The sequence below is a fragment of the Citrobacter sp. CF971 genome (assembly GCF_006385635.1).
Taxonomy (GTDB): Bacteria; Pseudomonadota; Gammaproteobacteria; order Enterobacterales; family Enterobacteriaceae; genus Citrobacter; species Citrobacter freundii.
Genome location: NZ_CP041051.1, coordinates 3,157,855 through 3,178,970, shown reverse-complemented (window position 1 = coordinate 3,178,970; position 21,116 = coordinate 3,157,855). Strand labels below are relative to the sequence as shown.

Here is a 21,116-nt window from a genome sequence, read left to right as displayed (position 1 = left end):
AAATATAAAAAGTAAAAGGCTATTCTTAAGGCTAAGCACTGCAGGAAGAGTATTCTGTGAAAGGATTCACAAATAGAAGATAGTTTGAGGGAAATGCTGACGGGCAGCATTAATCCCTTATCTTGAAATGGTAACTATTATCAAAATATTAGCTATTCTCAAACGCTAATATAAAGGCAAATGCGTTATCGATAAAAAACTAAGTAAATAACCATACCGAAGGATAAGCACCCGCATCCAGCATAAACCAGTACGTAAGACCAAAATTGCAGCGGCTCTTGATTGCGATAAGCGAAAACCGGTTCGCGCGCATTCTTTTTAATTTTATCTACGGCTCCCGAGCGCCAGCCTTTCCAGGCTTCACGAAAACAAAACACGGGAATGAGCAGAAAGGCCAACACGACGAAAAGGGTTTGTACATCCATGCTTATTTTCCTTGTTTCTTTTGTAATTCGAGCAGTTGTTCAGGCGTGACTGCCGGATATCCCTGTGCATCGTCCGGTACCTGATGCATGGTAGGGATTGGGACCAGTGGGCCTAAAAAGCGGGGTTCACGTTTAAAAATGTAGAGATCGGCAAGTGCGCCAAAACGGGCGCCAAATTCACGTACCCGCACGGTGAGCATATCTTTTGGCGAAGGTACGGCGTAGCACTGGGCCTGGATACCCATATGGAGCGCAATAAACAAGGCACGCTCACAGTGGAATCGCTGGGTAATAATGATGAAATCGTTGGTATCGAACACCTTACGGGTACGCACGATGGAGTCGAGCGTTCGGAACCCGGCGTAATCAAGCACGATGTCAGCGGGATCGACGCCTGCGGCAATCAGATCTTTACGCATCGTCATGGGTTCGTTGTAGCTTTGCTGCGCGTTGTCGCCGCTTAACAGCAGATAGTTTACCTTCCCGCTGTTATAGGCGTTCAATGCGCCCTGAATGCGGTAGCGGTAATACTGATTGATGACGCCGGTGCGGTAATACTTCGCCGTGCCCAGAACCACACCTACCTGGCGGTAGGGTAAATCCTGCAGTTCGTCGTAAATGTAGGGAGCAGTCTTCCAGCTCATCCACCGATCGAGTCCAAGCACAGTCAAAAGCAGCAAGCCCAGCAGGACTAACAGGCTGTAAAACACGCGCTTTAACATGCAGAAAACTCGTTATTTGGATGGAATTTCAATCAGGCTACTTTACCCGAAGACGTAGCGCAAGAAACAGCAATCTGATTGAGGGGATTTTAGTCACTGTTGCCCGATGACGTTACGCCATCGGGCAACACGACTTAGTCGAGTAGCACGCGCTCTATATTGTCGCAGCCCAGTGCTTTCAGCGTGGCAGACGTCGCATCCCACTGAATTAACGGCGCATCGGCTTTTTCAGCCAGCACGGCGCGTTGGATATCTGGATAATCATAACCGTTCAGATTCAACAGGTTCAACGCGCCTTGCAGTGGTGGCAGGGTTGGGTTAAAAGCAGCATTTTCAGCATAGCTGCCGCTAAAAATACGACCATCTTTACACTCCAGCGCCACGCCGCTTGGGGATTTGCTGTACGGCATATGACATCTGTTGGCAGCGGTGATTGCTGCCTGGGTCAACGCATCGCCCTGCAGTGCGAAGCCGTGATCCTGATCGTCCATCAGCAGCGTTTTAATCTCCAGATCTTTCGGGCCGAAGGCATCTGGCAGGTAATCGCGCAGCACATGTGGCGCACGTCCCGGCAGATGAATACGTAAATCCAGTCCGCTGTTTAGTTCGTTCATAAACTGGCGACAGTGGCCGCACGGCGTGTAGTTGACGGTGATGGCGGCGAGCCCTTTTTCACCGCGCAGCCAGGCGTGGCTGATAGCGCTTTGCTCGGCATGAACAGTTTGCTGCATGGTCGCGCCCAGGAACTCCATGTTCCCACCGAAGTACCAGTTGCCGCTGATGCCGCGAGAAATAGCCCCAACGTTGAAATTGGACAGTGGAGTACGCGCGCAGGCCGCAGCCAGCGGCAGCAGAGCGAATGCCAGCGCGTCTTCGTCCAGTCCCGATTCGCGTTTCAGCAAAGAGACCTGCTCAGCAGTCAGCATGGCGGGGAAATGCGCATCCGCCAGAACAGGGGCCAGGGCTGATTGCAAGTTATCCGCGAGTTGGGCAAAAGCAGTTTGAAAACGTGGATGCATGGCGATGCCTCATAACAATGTAATGGAATCGTAGTTTACGGACCTGTTATGGCTTTATATGTGATCCAAATCCCATTACGTATGCAACTTATGAAACTTAAATGAAAAATGTGCAACGCATCGCAAATAAATAGCTAAAAAATGAAGGTTAACCCACCACCGCCAGAATAATCGGGAACAGGAATGGGGCAACCAACGAGGTGATAATGCCGCAAATAACCAGCGCCAGAGAACTAAACGCGCCTTCCTGGTAGTCCAGTTCTGCACAGCGTGCGGTACCCAGGGCGTGCGACGCGGTGCCCATTGCCAGCCCCCGAGCGGCCTTGGTGCGAATGCGCATCGCATTAAGCAACGTATGACCAAATACTGCCCCGAGGATACCGACAAAAATAACGCATACGGCGCTGATAGCCGGAATGCCGCCAATACTGCCTCCCACGGCCATAGCGATAGGCGTGGTGACCGATTTTGGCATGATAGACGCGGCAATTTGCGGTGATGCGCCCATCAACAAAGCGATTGTTGTACCTGTTACCATCGCCACAACGCTCCCGGCAAAACAGATAGCAATGATTGATTTCCAGCGGGCGCGAATTTGGTGCAACTGTTCGTATAACGGATAGGCCAGCGCGACCACGGCAGGTTGCAGTAAATCGTTCAGTACTTCGCTGCCTTTGAAATAGTGATCGTAGGGAATGCCGGTCAGCAGCAGAATGGGAATAATCACCACCATGGCAACCAGCAGCGGGTTCAATAGCGGCATTTTAAATCGTGCAGCCAGCTTACGTGCGCCAAAAAATACCGCCAGCGTAAGAGGTAACGACCACCAGATATACGACATCATTCTTTAGACCCTTTTTGCCCAACGATTTTGCGTTCACCGTGCACAATGTGCGAGCTCCAGCTCACCACCAGGAAAACGACCAGCGTACTGATGGTACAGGACACCACTACCGGACCAAATTGTGCGCGGAGCAGGTCAAAGTACTGCATGATCCCCACGCCAATCGGGACAAACAGCAGGGCCATATAACGAATCAGCACGTAGCAGCCAGGGTTAACCCATTTTGCCGGTAACACCTGCAAAGCCAGTAAGACAAACAGAATCAGCATGCCGATAATGCTGCCCGGAATGGTGATAGGAAGTAGCGACGCAAGAAAAATACCTGCGTAGAGGCAGGCATAAATCAGGACGAATGCGCGCAAATATTGCCAGATAACGTTCAGTGCTTTGCTCATAGTTGAAACCCTTGACGAGACTGATTCATCATACAATTAAACTTAAAAACGTGCTACCGATCACATCATGAATTCTAAGCATAGAGGAAATAGATATCTGGAACATCGGGCGATGGCCCTAACTCTCCGCGCTAAGCCTGTGCCAGATAATACAAAAAACGATTCAGGGCGGTAGTAGGTGTTTCGTTGTTGCGCCAGAATACGCCGACGCTGCCTTTTTGTTCAATCTTCGGCAGATTCAGAATAGCCAGCTGTCCCTGGGCGGCATACCGTTGTGCCAGACGCAAAGAAAGAATAGAGATCATATCGCTACTTTGCAGCAGGTTGGTACTGACGTTGATCGACGCCGATTCAATGATGTTTTCCGGCAACATGACGCCGTTATCAACCAGCGCGTTATCAATGCTTATCCGGATAGGGGTTCCTGTCGGCCAGACAATCCAGCGCCAGTTCGCCAGATCGTGCCAGGTGAGCAAGGGATATTTTGCCAAGGGATGATCGGGACGGGCGACGAAACAGACCGGCTCGGTATACAGCACCTGGTAATTGAGCGGCAACTGAAGCGCCCGGCCACCGACGCGACCGACGACGACATCCACCGAACCCGCGAGCAGATCGTGCAGCAGCGGGGTCATCACTTTCTCTTCGATATTAAGGTTCAGGGTTGGCAACTCTTTGAGCAAACCCAGTATTGCCAGTGAAACGCAGTCGGTCGCTACGGGTGAGCAGCCAATCTTCAGACTTCCCACCAGGCCGCCTTGCTTAAAACGGGCGATTTCATATTGCGAACGTTCCATATCATTGAGCAGGCGTTGGGCATGCTGCAGTAACAGCTTGCCGCCTTCGGAAGGACGCAAGCCTTTGCTGTGACGTTCAAAGAGGGTGATGCCAATCTCATCTTCGAGCTGTGATAACCATTTTGACAACGCTGGCTGGGTGATATTCATCATCCGTGCGACGTGAGTCAGATTTCCCTGTTCGCCCAGCGCGATAAGCGTTTGCAGGTGTTGCAACTTAAGTTTCTGCGCCCAATTTGCCATTTGCTATAACCTCCAGGTTATGCCTCTGCATGAAAAGCCATTGTACATTTCATCTCCAAACATACAAAGTCGCAACATACCTAAAACAAAACAGACATCTACTCTACCTGCACTGAGGCATTCACTATGACTCATCAACGTGATCTACAAGCACTGATCGATTCCGCTCCCGTCGGTAAGACCCAGTGGCGCGTTATCATTTGCTGTTTTCTGGTCGTCATGCTCGACGGATTTGATACCGCAGCTATTGGCTTTATCGCTCCCGACATTCGTACTCACTGGCAGCTGACTGCCGGCGATCTGGCGCCGTTGTTTGGCGCAGGCCTGTTGGGGCTAACCGCTGGCGCATTGCTCTGCGGCCCATTGTCTGACCGTTTTGGCCGTAAACGGGTGATTGAACTCTGCGTGGCGCTGTTCGGCGCCCTGAGCCTGATTTCGGCTTTTTCTCCCGATCTACAAACGCTGGTTATTTTGCGCTTTCTTACCGGGCTAGGTCTGGGCGGCGCGATGCCAAATACCATCACCATGACGTCAGAGTACCTGCCAGCGCGGCGGCGTGGCGCGCTGGTGACCATGATGTTTTGTGGATTTACCCTGGGGTCGGCGATGGGTGGGATTGTGAGCGCGCAACTGGTGCCGGTTATTGGCTGGCACGGCATTCTGGTGCTGGGAGGCGTTCTACCACTCATGCTGTTTGTGGCTCTGCTGTTTGCGCTACCGGAATCCCCGCGCTGGCAGGTTCGTCGCCAACTGCCGCAAAACGTGATTGCCAGAACCGTTAGCGCCATCACCCGGGAACGTTATGACACTACCCATTTTTATCTCAACGAGGACACCGCGATTGCTAAAGGAAGCATTCGCCAGCTGTTCGTCGGGCGACAGCTGCCCATTACCCTGATGCTATGGGTAGTGTTCTTTATGAGCTTACTGATTATTTATCTGCTCTCCAGTTGGATGCCAACGCTGTTAAACCATCGTGGAATTGATCTGCAGCATGCCTCATGGGTAACTGCCGCCTTCCAGATTGGAGGAACGCTGGGGGCGCTGGCGCTGGGCATGCTGATGGATAAATACAATCCTTTCCGCGTGCTGGCCGTGAGTTATGCACTGGGCGCAGTGTGCATCGTCATGATTGGCCTGAGCGAGAACGGTCTGTGGTTGATGGCTCTGGCTATTTTTGGCACCGGCATTGGTATCAGCGGTTCTCAGGTTGGTCTAAATGCGTTAACCGCCACGCTATATCCGACACAAAGCCGGGCGACGGGCGTCAGCTGGTCTAATGCGGTGGGGCGCTGCGGCGCGATTGTCGGCTCGCTTTCTGGCGGCGTGATGATGGCGATGAATTTCTCATTCGATAACCTGTTTTTCATTATTGCCGTCCCGGCGGCCATCAGCGCGGTGATGCTTACGCTGCTGACGGTTGTTATCCGCCAGTCGGCCTCTGCCTCAAATACTCTGCCTCGCGCAGGTGTTGTGAATGAATAAGGAGAATCCCTATGTCTGAACTGAATCAGGATGTTAAGAACAGCCGTCAGCAGTTTTACCAGCATATTTCCGGGCAGAATCTGACCCCTCTGTGGGAGTCGCTGCACCGCCTGGTGCCGCCAACCCCGAACGCACATTGCGCGCCTGCGTACTGGAACTATCAGGAGATCCGCCCTCTGCTGTTAGAAAGTGGCGATCTGATTGGCGCGAAAGAGGCGATTCGCCGCGTGCTGGTGCTGGAAAACCCAATGTTGCGCGGACAGTCTTCAATCACCCCAACGCTGTACACAGGATTGCAGTTAATTATGCCGGGCGAGGTTGCGCCGAGTCACCGCCACAACCAGTCTGCACTGCGCTTTATTGTCGAAGGGAAAGGGGCATTTACCGCCGTGGATGGCGAGCGCACCCAGATGCATGAAGGCGATTTTATTCTGACGCCGCAGTGGCGCTGGCACGATCACGGCAACCCGGGCAGTGAACCGGTGGTGTGGCTGGACGGTCTGGATTTGCCGCTGGTGAACCTGCTGGGCTGCGGCTTTGCGGAAGACTACCCGGAAGATCAGCAGCCGGTCACGCGCCAGGAAGGGGATTACTTACCGCGCTACGCGGCCAATATGTTGCCGCTGCGTCATCAGAAGGGTAACTCATCGCCGATTTTTAACTATCGCTACGATCGCAGCCGTGAAGCGCTACATGACCTGACCCGTATGGGCGACGCCGATGAGTGGGACGGTTACAAGATGCGTTACGTCAACCCGGTAACCGGCGGTTATCCCATGCCTTCGATGGGAACCTTCCTGCAACTGTTGCCGCAGGGCTTTTCCTCACGAATGGCGCGTACCACTGACAGCACTATCTATCACGTGGTGGAAGGAAGTGGGCAGGTCACCATCGGTAACGAGACCTTCAACTTTTCGCCAAAAGATATTTTTGTGGTGCCGACCTGGCACGGCGTGTCGTTCCAGACCCACGAAGATACCGTCTTATTCAGTTTTTCGGACAGACCGGTTCAGGAAGCGCTGGGGCTGTTCCGTGAAGCACGCTATTAATTTGGGAGAGAGAAAATGACGCAATATGTATTCGAACCACAAGCGCCTGTTACCGTTCCGGTGGTTGGCTGCGATGAACAATTTCCCGTGCGCCGCGTTTACTGTGTGGGCCGTAACTATGCCGCTCATGCGCGTGAAATGGGCTTTGATCCGGATCGCGAACCCCCATTCTTCTTCTGTAAACCTGCTGATGCAGTAGTCCCGGTGGCAGCTGGTCAGATCCTTGAACTGCCGTACCCATCGCAGACCGATAACTATCACTATGAGATAGAGCTGGTGGTGGCGATTGGTAAAAAGGGCAGCGATATTCCGCTGGAAAAAGCGCATGAATATATCTGGGGCTATGCCACCGGTCTGGATATGACCCGCCGTGACCGGCAGATGGAGATGCGTCAGATGGGGCGTCCGTGGGAAATCGGCAAAGCGTTTGATCTCTCCGCGCCCATCGCGCCGTTGCATAAAGCCAGCGAAAGTGTGGATGTTAACCATGCGCCAATCTGGTTGCAGGTCAACGGCGACGATCACCAGCGTAGCGATATTCGCCACCTCATCTGGTCTGTGAATGAAACCATCAGCTATCTGTCAGGCTTTTTCGAACTGCAGCCAGGCGATCTGATCTACACCGGTACACCCGAAGGCGTAGGGGCGGTAGTGAAAGGGGATGTGATCACCGGAAACGTAGACGGTTTAACCCCCATCGCCGTGAAGATTGTCTGAGGTGGATAATGAAGCTGTACAGTTTCTTTAATAGCTCCGCGTCATATCGTGTACGCATTGCGCTGGCGCTGAAGGGGCTCGATTACCAGACGGTGGGCGTCAATATTCGCATTGGTCAGCAGAACGAACTGGCCTACCGGCGGATGAACCCGTTGGGGCTGGTGCCGACGCTGGTGACCGATGACGGAGAATCACTCGGGCAGTCTCTGGCGATAACCGACTGGCTGGATCATCACTTTCCGCAGTCGCCGCTGCTGCCTGCTGACTTCCCGACGCGCAGTAAGGTGCTGGAAATTGTTTATGCCATCGCCTGTGATATCCATCCCGTAAATAACATGCGGGTACTGCGCTACCTGAGCGAAGAGTTAAAAGTCAGTGAAGAAGATAAAAAACGCTGGTATGCGCACTGGATCCAGCAAGGGTTAAGCGCGGTGGAACAAATGCTGCGCCAGAGTCACTCGGGGACGTTTTGCGTGGGGGACGCACCGACGCTGGCGGATTGCTGTCTGATCCCGCAGTGGGCAAACGCGTTGCGGATGGGTTGCGATCTGAGCGGATATCCGCGCTGTCAGGCGGTATATGATGCCTGTACCCAACTTCCGGCGTTTATCGCCGCCGCGCCCGAGAATCAACAAGACAAAATTCCAGCCTGATAGGGAGAACGACAATGGCTAAAGTGACACGCGCAATTATCGTGGGTGGCGGGATTGGCGGCGCGGCGACCGCGCTATCGCTGGCCCGTCAGGGCATTAAAGTGATGTTGCTGGAGAAAGCGCACGAGATTGGTGAAATTGGCGCAGGTATTCAGCTCGGGCCGAATGCATTCTCTGCTCTGGACAGCCTTGGCGTGGGGGAAGTTGCCCGTCAACGCGCCGTTTTTACCGACCACATCACGATGATGGATGCGGTAAATGCGAAAGAGGTAGTACGGATTGAAACCGGGCAGGCGTTCCGCGATCACTTTGGCGGTCCTTATGCGGTTATCCATCGAGTTGATATTCACGCCAGCGTTTGGGAAGCGGCGCTGGTGAATCCTAACGTTGAGTATCGCACTTCAACTAATGTGGTTGATATTCGCCAGACAGAGAATGACGTGACGGTATTTGACGAGCACGGCAACAACTGGACGGCGGATATTCTGGTGGGCTGTGACGGTGTAAAATCGGTTGTTCGTCAGTCTCTGATTGGCGATGCTCCACGGGTTACCGGGCACGTGGTCTATCGCGCCGTGATTGATTGCGATGATATGCCGGAAGATTTGCGCATTAACGCGCCGGTATTGTGGGCCGGACCGCATTGTCATCTGGTGCACTATCCACTGCGCGGCGGCAAACAGTACAACCTGGTGGTGACCTTCCACAGTCGTCAGCAGGAGGAGTGGGGGGTGAAGGATGGTAGCAAAGAGGAAGTGCTCTCCTATTTTGCGGGTATTCATCCACGCCCCCGTCAGATGCTGGATAAACCGACGTCATGGCGGCGCTGGTCAACCGCCGATCGTGAGCCGGTAGAGAAATGGGGAACCGACCGCATCACGCTGGTGGGAGATGCCGCGCACCCGGTGGCGCAATATATGGCGCAAGGAGCCTGTATGGCGCTGGAAGATGCTGTCACGCTAGGTAAAGCGTTACAGCAGTGTGACGGCGATGCGGCTGATGCCTTTGCGCTGTATGAGTCGGTGCGTATTCCGCGTACCGCACGCATCGTCTGGTCAACGCGCGAAATGGGACGCGTCTACCATGCCGCAGGCGTCGAGCGTCAGGTGCGTAATCTGTTGTGGAAAGACAAATCGCAGGCGGAATTTTATCGCGGTATGGAATGGTTATACGGCTGGAAAGAAGATAACTGCCTGCTGCCACGCTGAGCCTCTTTAATCTCCCGAACGGAGGCGCTACCATAGCGCCTCTTTTTTTGCGGGTGACGATATGCGTGTTTTACTGGCGCCGATGGAAGGCGTGCTCGATTCACTGGTGCGCGAGCTGCTGACTGAAGTGAATGATTACGATCTGTGCATCACCGAGTTTGTGCGCGTGGTGGATCAGCTCCTGCCGGCAAAAGTATTTCATCGACTCTGCCCGGAACTGCATAACAACAGCCGGACGCCATCCGGCACGTTGGTTCGCATTCAGCTGTTAGGACAGTATCCGCAGTGGCTGGCGGAGAATGCTTCGCGCGCGGTAGAACTGGGATCGTACGGTGTCGATCTGAACTGTGGTTGTCCGTCGAAGCTGGTGAACGGCAGCGGCGGTGGCGCAACGTTGCTGAAAGATCCTGAGCTTATCTACCGCGGAGCAAAAGCCATGCGCGAGGCGGTACCGGATCACCTGCCCGTGACGGTGAAAGTGCGTCTGGGCTGGGACAACAGCGATCGGCAGTTTGAAATTGCTGATGCCGTCCAGCAGGCTGGCGCCAGCGAGCTGGCGGTGCATGGCCGAACCAAGGAACAGGGCTATAAGGCAGAACATATTAACTGGCAGGCGATTGGCGAGATCCGCCAGCGACTGACTATTCCGGTTATCGCGAATGGCGAAATCTGGGACTGGCAGAGCGCCCAGGATTGCATGGCTATCACCGGCTGTGATGCGGTGATGATCGGACGTGGCGCATTAAATATTCCAAACCTGAGCCGCGTGGTGAAATACAACGAGCCGCGTATGCCGTGGCCTGATGTCGTGACGCTGTTGCAAAAATATACCCGTCTTGAAAAGCAGGGGGACACCGGGCTGTATCATGTAGCGCGGATTAAGCAGTGGTTAGGATATCTGCGAAAAGAATATTCAGAGGCAACCGCGCTGTTTCAGGAAATTCGTGCGTTAAACAATTCGCCGGATATCGCGCGTGCGATTCAGGCTATTACCCTTTGAACACAGCTGATGCGCCAGACCGGATTAAATGCTAATGCCTTATCCGGACTGGCTGATAGGCAGCAATATCAAAAAATCATCTTAAACACGCCTGTTACCACCAACAGTCCAATCAGAAAAATAATCAGAATAACCCACAGCAGAATTTTCATTAACTTTCCTTTTTTTGGTAAGTTCAGATTGAGTATAGGAAAGTATTAATCATTCTGCCTGGAGGCGCTGTTATGCTGGTTTACGTGCGCTGAGCAGAAACACCATCGGCCGCTCTTTTTCTTCATCTAACGCTGGGTTTTCAGCAATCTGTTGCGCGGAAGGTCCCCATTCATCGACACAAACGATGTCGAATCCGGCCCCAATCAGCGCATTAATCCAGGTCGCCAGCTTACGATGCTGTTTTTTGACGCCCTCAGCAAACCAGTTACTGATGCGCTCACCTTCCTGCTGATAATGATTAATCGGCCAGGAGAGTTGCCCGGTTTTATCTTTGATCCAGCCCTGGTTAAGCGGTGCGGTATAAATTGGATGCTCAGCAGAGAAAACCAACATACCTCCCGGTGTTAATGACTGGTAAATGGTTACGAATAATCGTTCTATATCGTGCAAATAGTGCAGGGCAAGCGAGCTATAAACCAGATCAAAGGAATTTCGGGACAAGGTAAGCGTTTCGAGATCTTCACGCTGATAAACGATGCCATTACCCTGCGTCATACTGTGCGCCTGAGTTAACATTTTTTGTGAAATATCCAGTCCCACTACACTGGCAGCCTGATTATCGCGTGCGTAGCGGCAAAACCAGCCATATCCACAGCCCAAATCAAGAATGTTTTTGCCTTGAAGAGAGGGGAGCATCGCTTGTATTGTCGGCCATTCTGGCGCGCCGTCGAGCCCCTTTACTGAACGATCCAGCGTGGCATATCCGGCAAAGAACTCAGGGTCGTCATAGATATTCTGTGACATAAAATCTCCATCCATTAATTATTAAAACTATTTAACCTATATTATTCGCGAGGTGTATATTTTTCTGATTTTATATTTTTATTGCCAAAGATGTATTGCCACGCGTAACTAAAAAAGCAAAAGCGACAAGTCGTAATCTCTGCACATCTTTTCTTACCTGTATATCTCCATGAATCGTAATTCTGTGTTTATCACCACGGCATTGTTGCCGCTTATTGTTCTGATGGCAGGCTGTGCGCCTATGCATGATGACCGCCAGTCTCTGTCACAGCAGACCCCTGCTGCGAATGTCGATACCACATTGCCTGCCGCGTTAAAAAATGGCTGGCCGGACAGCCAGTGGTGGAAGGCATATCACGACCCACAACTTAATGCGTTGATTGACAGCACGTTGCGAAATTCTCCTGATATGCAGGTAGCGGAACAGCGCATTCAACTGGCGGAGGCGCAGGCTAAGGCTGTGGAAGCACAGGATGGCCCGGAGATCGACTTCTCCGCAGACGTTGAGCGTCAGAGAATGTCAGCTGAGGGGCTGATGGGACCGTTTGCCATTACCGATCCGGCCGCCGGAACAACAGGACCGTGGTACACCAATGGAACCTTTGGTTTAACCGCTGGCTGGAATCTGGATCTGTGGGGTAAAAATCGGGCTGAAGTGACGGCGCGTATTGGGGCCGTTAAGGCACGTGAGGCTGAGCGCGAGCAAACCCGGCAGCTGCTGGCGAGCGGTGTCTCCCGCCTTTACTGGGAATGGCAGACGCAGGCGGCGCTGAAAACCGTACTGACGCAAATCGAAAGCGAGCAGCAAAATGTGATAAGCGTCGATCGTCAACTGTATCAAAACGGTCTAACTTCTTCAGTGGAAGGCGTTGAAACTGATATTGACTCCAGCAAAACAGAGCAGCAGTTGAATGATGTCAGCGGCAAAATGAAGGTGATTGAAGCACGGCTGAGCGCGCTGACCAATGCCCAGTCCACTGCCCTGAAGCTCCATTCGACCCCACTGCCCGCGGTCGAAAGCCAGCTCCCGTCACAATTGGGTTACTCGCTACTGGCCCGCCGCCCGGATTTACAGGCGGCGCACTGGTACATTGAGTCATCGCTGAGCAGCATTGATGCGGCGAAAGCGGCGTTTTATCCCGATGTGAATCTGATGGCATTTTTACAACAGGATGCGTTACATCTGAGTGACCTGTTCCGCCATTCCGCGCAGCAAATGGGCGTAACCGCCGGGCTGACACTGCCTATCTTTGACAGCGGCAGGCTGAACGCGAATCTCGATATTACGAAAGCGCAAAGCAATCTGACGGTGGCGAATTACAACAAAGCGGTGGTGGATGCGGTGAATGACGTGGCACGTGCTGCATCGCAGGTAGAAACATTAGCGCAGAAAAATCAGCATCAGCAGCAGATTGAACATGACGCTCAGCGCGTAGTGGGGCTGGCTCAGGCACGCTTTAATGCGGGTATTATTGCGGGCTCCAGGGTCAGCGAGGCAAAGATCCCGGCATTACGTGAGCAGTGCAACGGTCTGCTTTTGCAAGGCCAATGGCTGGATGCCTCAATTCAGTTGACCAGTGCGCTGGGCGGCGGTTATCACGCGTCCTGATTAATCGGCCCGACGGTGTTCCGCTGTCGGGCCATCTTCATTGCGCTTTACGCGTGCTTCGCCGTTTCATCCACCAGCGGACGCCCGCGACAATCCCGATAACCAGCACCAGCCAGATGCCATGCTTGATATGCTGGTCAAGGCTGTGCAGCCACGGCGCTATCACTTCACCACCGATGTAGCCCAGAGTCGTAAATAACGATGCCCAGACAAACGCGCCAAGAATATTTAGCGGTAAAAAGATCTTCGGCGGCAGGTGACTGGCGCCAATCAGTAAGGGACCAATAACGCGAAAGCCGTACATAAAGCGCGTACCGACCACAAACAGGTAAGGACGTCGCTGGATTATCTTCTGTGCGTAATCAATTTTCGCCTGGTGGCGCGAGAAACGCTGCAAAATTTTGCCGCCAAAACGACGTCCGAGTAAATAAAGCAACTGATCGCCAATCATCCCGCCCAGCGCGACCGAGAGTACCACCAGGGGAAATTTCAGGACGCCCTGATGCGCCGCAACGCCGCCTAACAGGGTAATGGTTTCGCCTTCCGCCAGACTGCCGATGATTAACGCAGCATAGCCGTATTGCGCAACATAATGATTTATATCCATACGATTGTATGACCTCCACTGCTAATAGCATACACCCTATGATTGTTTGATGCCGGAAAAGCCGCGTAGTAGCGCTTAAGGTCGCTCAGCTCTCCAATGCCTGATGGCGCTTCGCTTATCATGCCTACGCCTGAACAAACTTTTTACCCGGCGCTTCGGTATTTTTTCTGTGTACATAAAATAATCAAAAGCTGAATTATACTTGAAGTGTTGAGGTCCGGAGCTGACAACAAGGGGGCGGTATGAACCATGTCTGGGGGCTGTTTTCCCATCCCGATCGTGAAATGCACGTGATCAACAGCGAAAACGAAAGCGTTTCGCATCACTATACCCACCATGTACTGCTGATGGCGGCAATCCCGGTGGTTTGCGCATTTATCGGCACCACGCAAATCGGCTGGAATTTTGGCGATGGCAATATCCTGAAGCTGTCTCTGTTGACCGGATTTGCGATGGCAATTCTGTTTTACGGGGTGATGCTGGCGGGCGTCGCCGTCATGGGACGGGTTATCTGGTGGATGGCGCGTAATTACCCGCAGCGCCCATCGCTGGCGCATTGTATGGTTTTTGCAGGATATGTCGCGACGCCGCTGTTTTTAAGCGGACTGGTCGCACTTTATCCGCTGGTCTGGCTGTGCGCATTGGTGGGGACCATCGCGTTGTTTTACACCGGCTATTTACTTTATCTCGGTATACCTACGTTCCTGAATATCACACGCGAGGAAGGGTTAAGTTTTTCCAGTTCGACGCTGGCGATCGGTGTGCTGGTACTGGAAGTTCTGCTGGCTATTACGGTAATCCTGTGGGGTTACGGCTACCGATTATTCTGACGGATAAACCTGTCTGCGCTGCGTTGTTGACGTAAAAGTCAGCAACGCAGCATTTCGAGACGATTCTCCTGTGGCGGCAAACCTGCCGGATCGCTATGATGCCTGAGCTAGCTTGAGATAATACTTAGTCTCTGGCGGTGTGCGTTGTGACGTGCGTGAACCATTATCAGAAATCTCATCATGCTGAAATTCCGAGTTTCATTATTAAGCCTTGCCCTGGTGCTGGCCGTTCCTTTTGCACCCCAAGCCGTGGCGAAAACGGCAACTACCGCAGCGGCTTCTCAACCTGAGATAGCGTCCGGTAGCGCGATGATTGTTGATCTGAATACCAACAAAGTTATCTATTCGAACCACCCGGACCTTGTGCGTCCGATTGCGTCGATTACCAAGTTAATGACCGCGATGGTGGTGCTTGATGCACGACTGCCGTTGGATGAGAAACTGAAAGTTGATATCAGTCAGACACCGGAAATGAAAGGCATCTACTCTCGTGTGCGACTGAACAGTGAAATTAGCCGTAAAGACATGCTGCTGCTGGCGCTGATGTCGTCAGAAAACCGTGCGGCAGCCAGTCTGGCGCATCATTACCCTGGAGGTTATAACGCGTTTATTAAAGCCATGAATGCCAAAGCGAAAGCGCTCGGCATGACTCAGACACGCTTTGTGGAACCAACCGGCTTATCGATTCATAACGTCTCGACAGCTCGTGATTTAACCAAGCTGCTGATCGCCAGCAAGCAGTATCCGCTGATTGGCCAGTTAAGCACTACGCGTGAAGATATGGCGACCTTTGCCAACCCGGCTTATACGCTGCCATTCCGTAACACCAACCATCTGGTATACCGCGATAACTGGAATATTCAGTTAACCAAAACCGGATTTACCAATGCGGCAGGCCACTGTCTGGTGATGCGCACCGTGATCAATAACAAACCGGTGGCGCTGGTGGTGATGGATGCGTTCGGTAAATATACCCACTTTGCCGATGCCAGCCGTTTACGCACCTGGATTGAAACCGGCAAGGTGATGCCGGTTCCGGCGGCAGCGCTGAGCTACAAAAAGCAAAAAGCGGCGCAGATGGCGGCGGCAGGTTCAGCTACGGGTGAGCAAACCGCGCAAAACGATTAAACCGTAGGCTGGCCAAGCGAAGCGCCCCCGGCAACGTGCCCGATGGCGCTTACGCTTATCGGGCCTACGATTCTTTCCAGAACTTTTGCTTACTCGTTTTACCAATACCCGGATTCATACTGTTGGTGGGGTCATTCTCGCGGTAAAAACGGGTTAATGTTTCCGGTGCTTTATACAGATGTCCGACGTTATGCTCTGCCGGATACTGTGCTCCGCGCTCGTGCAGAAGCTCCAGCATCTGCTCTTTTAGCGCATGTGCATCCACGCCTTTTTTCACGATGTAATCCTGATGGAATACATAGCACATAAAGTGACCGTAATAGAGCTTATGCACCAGTTGACTGTCGATTTCTGGCGGCAGATGCTCATACCATTCGGTGTCGTTACGACGCAGCGCGATATCCAGCGCCAGAATATCTTCTACTTCATCAGCATGTACGGCCTGATAACGAATCGCCGCGCCAGCCGCCGCAAAGCGATGCAAAAACGCCTTGTTGCCTTCTTCTGGGGTACAGGCAAAGAAGTCGCCTTCAGCGGTTTTGAAATATTCGCTGAGCCAGTTTTGTGCTTCAGCCACGCCGCCACCGGCCATTTTTAACAGCAGGTGATGCTCGTACTTATCGCGCCAGCTTTTCATGCGTGCCGGTAAGTGGCTGGGGAACAAATGACCAAATTTCTGCATTGCCCGGTCGGTGAAATGCGGACGGAAAATTTTCACTTTTTCCAGCATCGCATCGGTGCGACCTTTCAGGGTGAAAAAGAACGGCATTTTGTCGGTGCCGAGCTTGTCGATCATCAGAAACGTATCTTTGCCATATTGCTCGGCGATGTCGTAAATATCGCGGTGCATATATTCACCGGCGACCGGCAGGTGCTCAAATTTTGCCAGAATATGACGGCGGATTTCCGTCAGCACTTCAGGCTGATTGGTACCGATGTAAAAGACCTGCTGATTTTTTTCGGCTTCGAAGGTGTCCAGACGCACGGCGAAAACCGCGAGCTTACCTGCACAACCGGATGATTCAAACAAGCGATCCGGATCGGCGTTATAGCGGGCGGGCGTGTCCGCCTCAATATCTCTGACGCGGGTGACATAGTCGTGATCGTGCGCGTGTCGCCCGTCGTGGCGGACATCGTCATCTTTAATCCGCTCGTCATCAAGTTTGCTCAGGATCTGTTCCGGGGTCTGGCCCAGCTCGATACCCAGATGGTTGACCAGCTGCAATTTACCTTGTTCGTCAATACGCGCAAACAGCGACATCTCGGTATATGCCGGGCCGCGCTGTACCAGCGAGCCGCCGGAGTTGTTGCAAATGCCGCCAATTACCGAAGCGCCAATACAGGATGACCCGATCACAGAATGTGGCTCACGGCCAAACGGTTTGAGCGCCTTTTCCAGCGAATACAATGTTGTACCGGGATAAGCCAGCACTTGTTCGCCTTTGCCGATGACGTGCAGTTTATCCAGGCGCAGGGTGCTGATAATGACAATTTCGCGGTCGTAATCATTTCCGCTCGGCGTAGAGCCTTCGGTCAGGCCGGTATTGGCGGCCTGCATCAGGATAATTTTATCAGCGGCGACGCAAGCATTGAGAACGCGCCACAGCTCTAAAAGCGAGCCGGGGAACACAACGGCGAGCGCTTCGCCCTGGCCGGAGCGGAATCCCTTGCGATAGCGGGCCGTTTTAGCAGGTTCAGTGAGCAGGTGAGAATGACCAACCAGACGGGTCAGTTCATTCAGGAAAGCTTTATTATCTGTTGTAATGGAAGACATTCTCCACTCCTTGTGGTGGGACTCAATATCAGGAACAAGCATAGCGCTTTGTATGACAATACGCTTTCTCATTCATATTGTCTCTGGTTCGTCTTCTAATGATTTGCGCTGGTTTTGAAAATTAGGAGAATAACCTTAGCTTTCTTTATCGCTCCCGTTTAGTCTTACGGCAAACTGCGGTTTTTGTTATATTTTCGCTGCCTCGTCGGGAAAAAATAAAGAGAGAATCAACATGAAATGGCTATGTTCTGTAGGTGTCGCGGTGAGTCTGGCGTTGCAACCAGCGCAGGCGGACACGCTGTTTGGTAACCATCCTCTGACGCCAGAAGCGCGGGATGCATTCGTTACCGATTTACTTAAACAGATGACCGTGGATGAGAAAATTGGGCAACTACGCTTGATAAGCGTCGGGCCTGATAACCCGAAAGAAGCCATCCGCGAGATGATCAAAGACGGGCAGGTTGGGGCAATTTTTAACACCGTCACGCGCCAGGATATCCGCAAAATGCAGGATCAAGTGATGGAACTCAGCCGCCTGAAAATTCCTCTCTTTTTTGCCTACGACGTATTGCACGGCCAACGTACCGTGTTCCCGATAAGTCTCGGCCTGGCGTCCTCTTTTAATCTCGATGCGGTCAGAACCGTTGGCCGTATTTCCGCGTATGAAGCCGCCGATGATGGTCTGAATATGACCTGGGCGCCAATGGTCGATGTCTCTCGCGATCCGCGTTGGGGCCGTGCTTCAGAAGGTTTTGGTGAAGACACGTATTTAACGGCTACGATGGGTAAAACCATGGTTGAAGCGATGCAGGGTAAAAGCCCGGCGGATCGCTATTCGGTGATGACCAGCGTCAAGCACTTCGCTGCTTATGGCGCGGTTGAAGGTGGCAAGGAATATAACACCGTCGATATGAGCCCACAGCGTCTGTTCAACGACTATATGCCGCCGTATAAAGCCGGGCTGGACGCTGGTAGCGGTGCGGTAATGGTAGGACTTAATTCGCTAAACGGTACGCCTGCAACCTCAGATGCATGGCTGCTCAAAGACGTGCTGCGTGATGAATGGGGCTTTAAGGGTATTACCGTTTCCGATCACGGCGCGATTAAGGAACTGATTAAGCACGGTACTGCCTCCGATCCTGAAGATGCGGTGCGTGTGGCGATCAAGTCCGGCATCAATATGAGTATGAGCGATGAGTATTACAGCAAATATCTTCCGGGCTTGATTAAATCCGGCAAAGTGACGATGGCGGAGCTGGATGACGCCGCGCGCCACGTGCTGAACGTGAAATATGATATGGGGCTGTTTAACGACCCGTACAGTCATCTGGGGGCCAAAGAATCTGACCCACAGGACACCAACGCGGAAAGCCGTTTGCACCGCAAAGAGGCGCGTGAAGTAGCGCGAGAAAGCCTGGTGCTGCTGAAAAACCGTCTGGAAACGTTGCCGCTGAAAAAATCCGCCACCGTGGCAGTCGTCGGTCCGCTGGCTGACAGCAAGCGTGATGTGATGGGCAGTTGGTCCGCCGCCGGTGTTGCCGATCAGTCGGTAACGGTACTGACGGGAATTAAAAATGCCGTCGGCGATCAGGGCAAAGTGCTGTACGCCAAAGGGGCGAATATCACCAACGACAAAGGCATTGTCGATTTCCTCAATCTATATGAAGAGGCGGTGAAGGTTGACCCGCGCTCGCCTCAGGCGATGATCGATGAAGCCGTGAACGCAGCGAAGCAGTCTGACGTGGTGGTTGCGGTAGTCGGCGAAGCGCAGGGTATGGCGCATGAAGCTTCCAGCCGCACCGATATCACTATTCCACAGAGTCAGCGTGACCTGATTGCCGCGCTGAAAGCCACCGGTAAACCTCTGGTTCTGGTACTGATGAACGGACGTCCGCTGGCGTTGGTTAAAGAAGATCAACAGGCCGATGCGATCCTCGAAACCTGGTTTGCCGGGACGGAAGGTGGTAACGCCATCGCCGATGTGCTGTTTGGTGATTACAACCCTTCAGGCAAGCTGCCGATGTCTTTCCCGCGCTCTGTCGGACAGATCCCGGTCTATTACAGCCATCTCAATACCGGTCGCCCGTATAACGCAGATAAGCCGAACAAGTACACGTCGCGCTACTTTGATGAAGCGAATGGTCCGTTGTATCCCTTTGGTTATGGCCTGAGCTACACCACGTTCACGGTTTCTGATGTGAAGCTCTCTTCTCCAACGATGAAGCGTGACGGGACCGTGACGGCCAGCGTGCAGGTGACCAACACCGGCAAGCGCGAAGGTGCGACGGTGATTCAGATGTATTTGCAGGACGTGACCGCTTCCATGAGTCGTCCGGTAAAACAGCTGAAAGGTTTTGAGAAAGTGAATCTTAAGCCGGGTGAAACCCAGACCGTCAGCTTCCCGATTGACATTGAGGCGCTGAAGTTCTGGAATCAGCGTATGCAATACGATGCAGAACCGGGCAAGTTTAACGTTTTCATCGGCGTGGATTCCGCCAGAGTGAAGCAGGGCGAATTTGAGCTGCTGTGATTGATTAGCGAGTAAAGGCCGGGTTTCCGGCCTTTATCTTTAGACGTACGCGCCGCGTCTGCTTCTTATTTCTCATCACGTTATTGCTAACGAATCCCTCTCTTACTCCCCAATTGCCAGGTTAAGCCCTGATTTTTCGACTATGCTTTTTCCTCAAGTCTCTGAAAAGGGCCGCAAAAGGATGAGGAGTACAGCATGATAATCTCAAAAGTATCGGTGGGTTCGCTGGCGCTGTTAGCTGCGATAAGCCTACCCTTACAGGCCGCGTCACCCGTCACGGTCGGTTCAAAAATAGATACCGAAGGGGCGCTGCTCGGCAACATTATTTTGCAGGTGCTCGAAAGCCATGGCGTGAAAACCGTCAATAAAATACAGCTTGGTACCACCCCAGTGGTGCGTGGGGCAATCACCTCCGGTGAGCTGGATATTTATCCGGAATATACCGGTAATGGCGCATTCTTTTTTAAAGATGAAAATGATCCCGCGTGGAAAAATGCGCAGGCTGGATTCGACAAAGTGAAAAAGCTGGATGCGGAGCAAAATAAGCTGGTCTGGCTAACCCCTGCACCCGCCAACAACACCTGGACTATTGCAATACGCCAGGATGTCGCGCAAAAGAACAAACTTGAGTCCCTTGCTGATTTAGGCCGTTACCTGAAGGACGGAGGAACGTTCAAACTTGCCGCCTCTGCGGAATTCATCGAACGGGCTGACGCGCTGCCAGCGTTTGAAAAAGCCTATGATTTCAAACTGAATCAAAATCAGCTGTTGTCGCTGGCTGGGGGGGATACCGCGGTAACGATTAAAGCGGCGGCGCAGCAGACTTCTGGAGTCAATGCGGCGATGGCTTATGGCACCGATGGCCCGGTTGCGGCGCTCGGTCTGCAAACTTTAAGCGACCCAAAAGGTGTCCAGCCCATTTATGCGCCAGCACCCGTCGTACGTGAATCGGTGCTGAAAGACTATCCGCAAATGGGAGAGTGGCTACAGCCGGTTTTTGCCAGTCTGGATGAAAAAACGTTGCAGCAGCTGAATGCCAGTATTGCCGTGGAGGGGCTGGATGCAAAAAAAGTCGCAGCAGATTACCTGAAGCAAAAAGGATGGGTGAAGTAACGGCGTTTGCA

At 52.7% G+C, this 21,116-nt stretch carries 20 protein-coding genes; 11 read left to right on the top strand and 9 right to left on the bottom strand.

The genetic code is table 11. The features are described from left to right. Positions 1 to 185: 185 nt before the first annotated feature. The 6 genes from E6P06_RS18935 to E6P06_RS18910 all read right to left on the bottom strand — a co-directional run bounded on the left by E6P06_RS18935 (position 186) and on the right by E6P06_RS18910 (position 4,445). A complete protein-coding gene (locus E6P06_RS18935; protein ID WP_003027385.1) occupies positions 186 to 425 on the bottom strand; it encodes a DUF2542 family protein in 240 nt (79 codons plus the stop codon). A 2-nt stretch (positions 426 to 427) separates the two neighbouring features. Next, positions 428 to 1,147 (bottom strand): outer membrane permeability protein SanA, encoded by a 720-nt coding sequence (sanA, locus tag E6P06_RS18930; RefSeq protein WP_003027383.1) that lies wholly within the window; start codon positions 1,145 to 1,147, stop codon positions 428 to 430. A 134-nt stretch (positions 1,148 to 1,281) separates the two neighbouring features. Then, a complete protein-coding gene (cdd, locus tag E6P06_RS18925) occupies positions 1,282 to 2,166 on the bottom strand; it encodes a cytidine deaminase (RefSeq protein ID WP_003027381.1) in 885 nt (294 codons plus the stop codon). Between the two features lie 148 nt (positions 2,167 to 2,314). Then, positions 2,315 to 3,010, bottom strand: coding sequence for a CidB/LrgB family autolysis modulator (locus tag E6P06_RS18920; protein WP_003027380.1), 696 nt, complete (start codon positions 3,008 to 3,010; stop codon positions 2,315 to 2,317). Then, positions 3,007 to 3,405: a CidA/LrgA family protein gene (locus tag E6P06_RS18915; RefSeq protein WP_003027379.1), complete on the bottom strand. Its 399-nt coding sequence runs from the start codon at positions 3,403 to 3,405 to the stop codon at positions 3,007 to 3,009. Before E6P06_RS18915 ends, E6P06_RS18920 begins: the two co-directional genes overlap by 4 nt. A gap of 131 nt (positions 3,406 to 3,536) precedes the next feature. Beyond that, complete coding sequence (locus tag E6P06_RS18910; RefSeq protein WP_003840122.1) at positions 3,537 to 4,445, bottom strand: LysR substrate-binding domain-containing protein; 909 nt, start codon at positions 4,443 to 4,445, stop codon at positions 3,537 to 3,539. A gap of 126 nt (positions 4,446 to 4,571) precedes the next feature. On the opposite strand from E6P06_RS18910, the gene E6P06_RS18905 reads away from it, so the two are divergent. The 6 genes from E6P06_RS18905 to dusC all read left to right on the top strand — a co-directional run bounded on the left by E6P06_RS18905 (position 4,572) and on the right by dusC (position 10,557). After that, complete coding sequence (locus tag E6P06_RS18905; protein WP_003845195.1) at positions 4,572 to 5,930, top strand: aromatic acid/H+ symport family MFS transporter; 1,359 nt, start codon at positions 4,572 to 4,574, stop codon at positions 5,928 to 5,930. Positions 5,931 to 5,941: 11 nt separating this feature from the next. Further along, complete coding sequence (gene gtdA / locus E6P06_RS18900) at positions 5,942 to 6,979, top strand: gentisate 1,2-dioxygenase (protein ID WP_139935572.1); 1,038 nt, start codon at positions 5,942 to 5,944, stop codon at positions 6,977 to 6,979. A gap of 15 nt (positions 6,980 to 6,994) precedes the next feature. Next, positions 6,995 to 7,696: a fumarylacetoacetate hydrolase family protein gene (locus E6P06_RS18895; protein ID WP_003845199.1), complete on the top strand. Its 702-nt coding sequence runs from the start codon at positions 6,995 to 6,997 to the stop codon at positions 7,694 to 7,696. A gap of 8 nt (positions 7,697 to 7,704) precedes the next feature. Continuing rightward, the gene (gene maiA / locus E6P06_RS18890; protein ID WP_003840131.1) at positions 7,705 to 8,349 is read left to right on the top strand and encodes a maleylacetoacetate isomerase; all 645 of its coding nucleotides are present in this window, start codon (positions 7,705 to 7,707) and stop codon (positions 8,347 to 8,349) included. Between the two features lie 14 nt (positions 8,350 to 8,363). Then, entirely contained in the window at positions 8,364 to 9,557 is a 1,194-nt protein-coding gene (locus E6P06_RS18885) for a 3-hydroxybenzoate 6-monooxygenase (protein ID WP_139935571.1), read from the top strand. 61 nt (positions 9,558 to 9,618) lie between these two features. After that, entirely contained in the window at positions 9,619 to 10,557 is a 939-nt protein-coding gene (gene dusC, locus E6P06_RS18880; protein WP_139935570.1) for a tRNA dihydrouridine(16) synthase DusC, read from the top strand. 222 nt (positions 10,558 to 10,779) lie between these two features. Here the strand turns inward: dusC and E6P06_RS18870 are convergent, their stop codons facing one another. Then, positions 10,780 to 11,514, bottom strand: a complete 735-nt coding sequence (locus tag E6P06_RS18870; protein ID WP_139935569.1) for a bifunctional 2-polyprenyl-6-hydroxyphenol methylase/3-demethylubiquinol 3-O-methyltransferase UbiG — start codon at positions 11,512 to 11,514, stop codon at positions 10,780 to 10,782. A gap of 169 nt (positions 11,515 to 11,683) precedes the next feature. Here E6P06_RS18870 and mdtQ point away from each other — a divergent pair, with 169 nt between their 5' ends. Next, positions 11,684 to 13,123 carry a multidrug resistance outer membrane protein MdtQ gene (gene mdtQ, locus E6P06_RS18865; RefSeq protein ID WP_139935568.1) on the top strand — a complete coding sequence of 480 codons (1,440 nt, stop codon included), beginning with the start codon at positions 11,684 to 11,686 and terminating at the stop codon, positions 13,121 to 13,123. Positions 13,124 to 13,160: 37 nt separating this feature from the next. Here mdtQ and E6P06_RS18860 read toward each other — a convergent pair whose 3' ends face one another. Next, complete coding sequence (locus E6P06_RS18860; RefSeq protein WP_003027365.1) at positions 13,161 to 13,730, bottom strand: DedA family protein; 570 nt, start codon at positions 13,728 to 13,730, stop codon at positions 13,161 to 13,163. A 242-nt stretch (positions 13,731 to 13,972) separates the two neighbouring features. Between E6P06_RS18860 and E6P06_RS18855 the strand changes: the two genes are divergently transcribed. Together E6P06_RS18855 and pbpG are read left to right on the top strand one after the other, a co-directional pair. Beyond that, a complete protein-coding gene (locus E6P06_RS18855) occupies positions 13,973 to 14,560 on the top strand; it encodes a Yip1 family protein (protein WP_003840142.1) in 588 nt (195 codons plus the stop codon). A gap of 180 nt (positions 14,561 to 14,740) precedes the next feature. Next, positions 14,741 to 15,688 carry a D-alanyl-D-alanine endopeptidase gene (pbpG, locus tag E6P06_RS18850; RefSeq protein ID WP_003027363.1) on the top strand — a complete coding sequence of 316 codons (948 nt, stop codon included), beginning with the start codon at positions 14,741 to 14,743 and terminating at the stop codon, positions 15,686 to 15,688. A 64-nt stretch (positions 15,689 to 15,752) separates the two neighbouring features. On the opposite strand, the gene dld is transcribed toward pbpG, so the two are convergent. Further along, the gene (gene dld, locus E6P06_RS18845) at positions 15,753 to 17,462 is read right to left on the bottom strand and encodes a D-lactate dehydrogenase (protein ID WP_139935567.1); all 1,710 of its coding nucleotides are present in this window, start codon (positions 17,460 to 17,462) and stop codon (positions 15,753 to 15,755) included. Positions 17,463 to 17,694: 232 nt separating this feature from the next. On the opposite strand from dld, the gene bglX reads away from it, so the two are divergent. Both bglX and E6P06_RS18835 read left to right on the top strand, forming a co-directional pair. After that, the gene (gene bglX, locus E6P06_RS18840; protein WP_003844389.1) at positions 17,695 to 19,992 is read left to right on the top strand and encodes a beta-glucosidase BglX; all 2,298 of its coding nucleotides are present in this window, start codon (positions 17,695 to 17,697) and stop codon (positions 19,990 to 19,992) included. Positions 19,993 to 20,187: 195 nt separating this feature from the next. Further along, positions 20,188 to 21,105 carry an ABC transporter substrate-binding protein gene (locus E6P06_RS18835; RefSeq protein WP_087878900.1) on the top strand — a complete coding sequence of 306 codons (918 nt, stop codon included), beginning with the start codon at positions 20,188 to 20,190 and terminating at the stop codon, positions 21,103 to 21,105. Positions 21,106 to 21,116 lie beyond the last annotated feature (11 nt).

Excerpts from the sequence above, each read along its gene's own strand:
- E6P06_RS18910 (WP_003840122.1), bottom strand. The coding sequence starts at position 4,445 with ATGGCAAATTGGGCGCAGAAACTTAAGTTGCAACACCTGCAAACGCTT.
- E6P06_RS18905 (WP_003845195.1), top strand. The coding sequence starts at position 4,572 with ATGACTCATCAACGTGATCTACAAGCACTGATCGATTCCGCTCCCGTC.
- E6P06_RS18885 (WP_139935571.1), top strand. The coding sequence starts at position 8,364 with ATGGCTAAAGTGACACGCGCAATTATCGTGGGTGGCGGGATTGGCGGC.
- sanA (WP_003027383.1), bottom strand. The coding sequence starts at position 1,147 with ATGTTAAAGCGCGTGTTTTACAGCCTGTTAGTCCTGCTGGGCTTGCTG.
- dld (WP_139935567.1), bottom strand. The coding sequence starts at position 17,462 with ATGTCTTCCATTACAACAGATAATAAAGCTTTCCTGAATGAACTGACC.
- E6P06_RS18935 (WP_003027385.1), bottom strand. The coding sequence starts at position 425 with ATGGATGTACAAACCCTTTTCGTCGTGTTGGCCTTTCTGCTCATTCCC.
- maiA (WP_003840131.1), top strand. The coding sequence starts at position 7,705 with ATGAAGCTGTACAGTTTCTTTAATAGCTCCGCGTCATATCGTGTACGC.
- E6P06_RS18835 (WP_087878900.1), top strand. The coding sequence starts at position 20,188 with ATGATAATCTCAAAAGTATCGGTGGGTTCGCTGGCGCTGTTAGCTGCG.
- E6P06_RS18920 (WP_003027380.1), bottom strand. The coding sequence starts at position 3,010 with ATGATGTCGTATATCTGGTGGTCGTTACCTCTTACGCTGGCGGTATTT.
- cdd (WP_003027381.1), bottom strand. The coding sequence starts at position 2,166 with ATGCATCCACGTTTTCAAACTGCTTTTGCCCAACTCGCGGATAACTTG.
- mdtQ (WP_139935568.1), top strand. The coding sequence starts at position 11,684 with ATGAATCGTAATTCTGTGTTTATCACCACGGCATTGTTGCCGCTTATT.
- pbpG (WP_003027363.1), top strand. The coding sequence starts at position 14,741 with ATGCTGAAATTCCGAGTTTCATTATTAAGCCTTGCCCTGGTGCTGGCC.
- E6P06_RS18895 (WP_003845199.1), top strand. The coding sequence starts at position 6,995 with ATGACGCAATATGTATTCGAACCACAAGCGCCTGTTACCGTTCCGGTG.
- bglX (WP_003844389.1), top strand. The coding sequence starts at position 17,695 with ATGAAATGGCTATGTTCTGTAGGTGTCGCGGTGAGTCTGGCGTTGCAA.
- E6P06_RS18915 (WP_003027379.1), bottom strand. The coding sequence starts at position 3,405 with ATGAGCAAAGCACTGAACGTTATCTGGCAATATTTGCGCGCATTCGTC.
- E6P06_RS18860 (WP_003027365.1), bottom strand. The coding sequence starts at position 13,730 with ATGGATATAAATCATTATGTTGCGCAATACGGCTATGCTGCGTTAATC.
- E6P06_RS18870 (WP_139935569.1), bottom strand. The coding sequence starts at position 11,514 with ATGTCACAGAATATCTATGACGACCCTGAGTTCTTTGCCGGATATGCC.
- E6P06_RS18855 (WP_003840142.1), top strand. The coding sequence starts at position 13,973 with ATGAACCATGTCTGGGGGCTGTTTTCCCATCCCGATCGTGAAATGCAC.
- gtdA (WP_139935572.1), top strand. The coding sequence starts at position 5,942 with ATGTCTGAACTGAATCAGGATGTTAAGAACAGCCGTCAGCAGTTTTAC.
- dusC (WP_139935570.1), top strand. The coding sequence starts at position 9,619 with ATGCGTGTTTTACTGGCGCCGATGGAAGGCGTGCTCGATTCACTGGTG.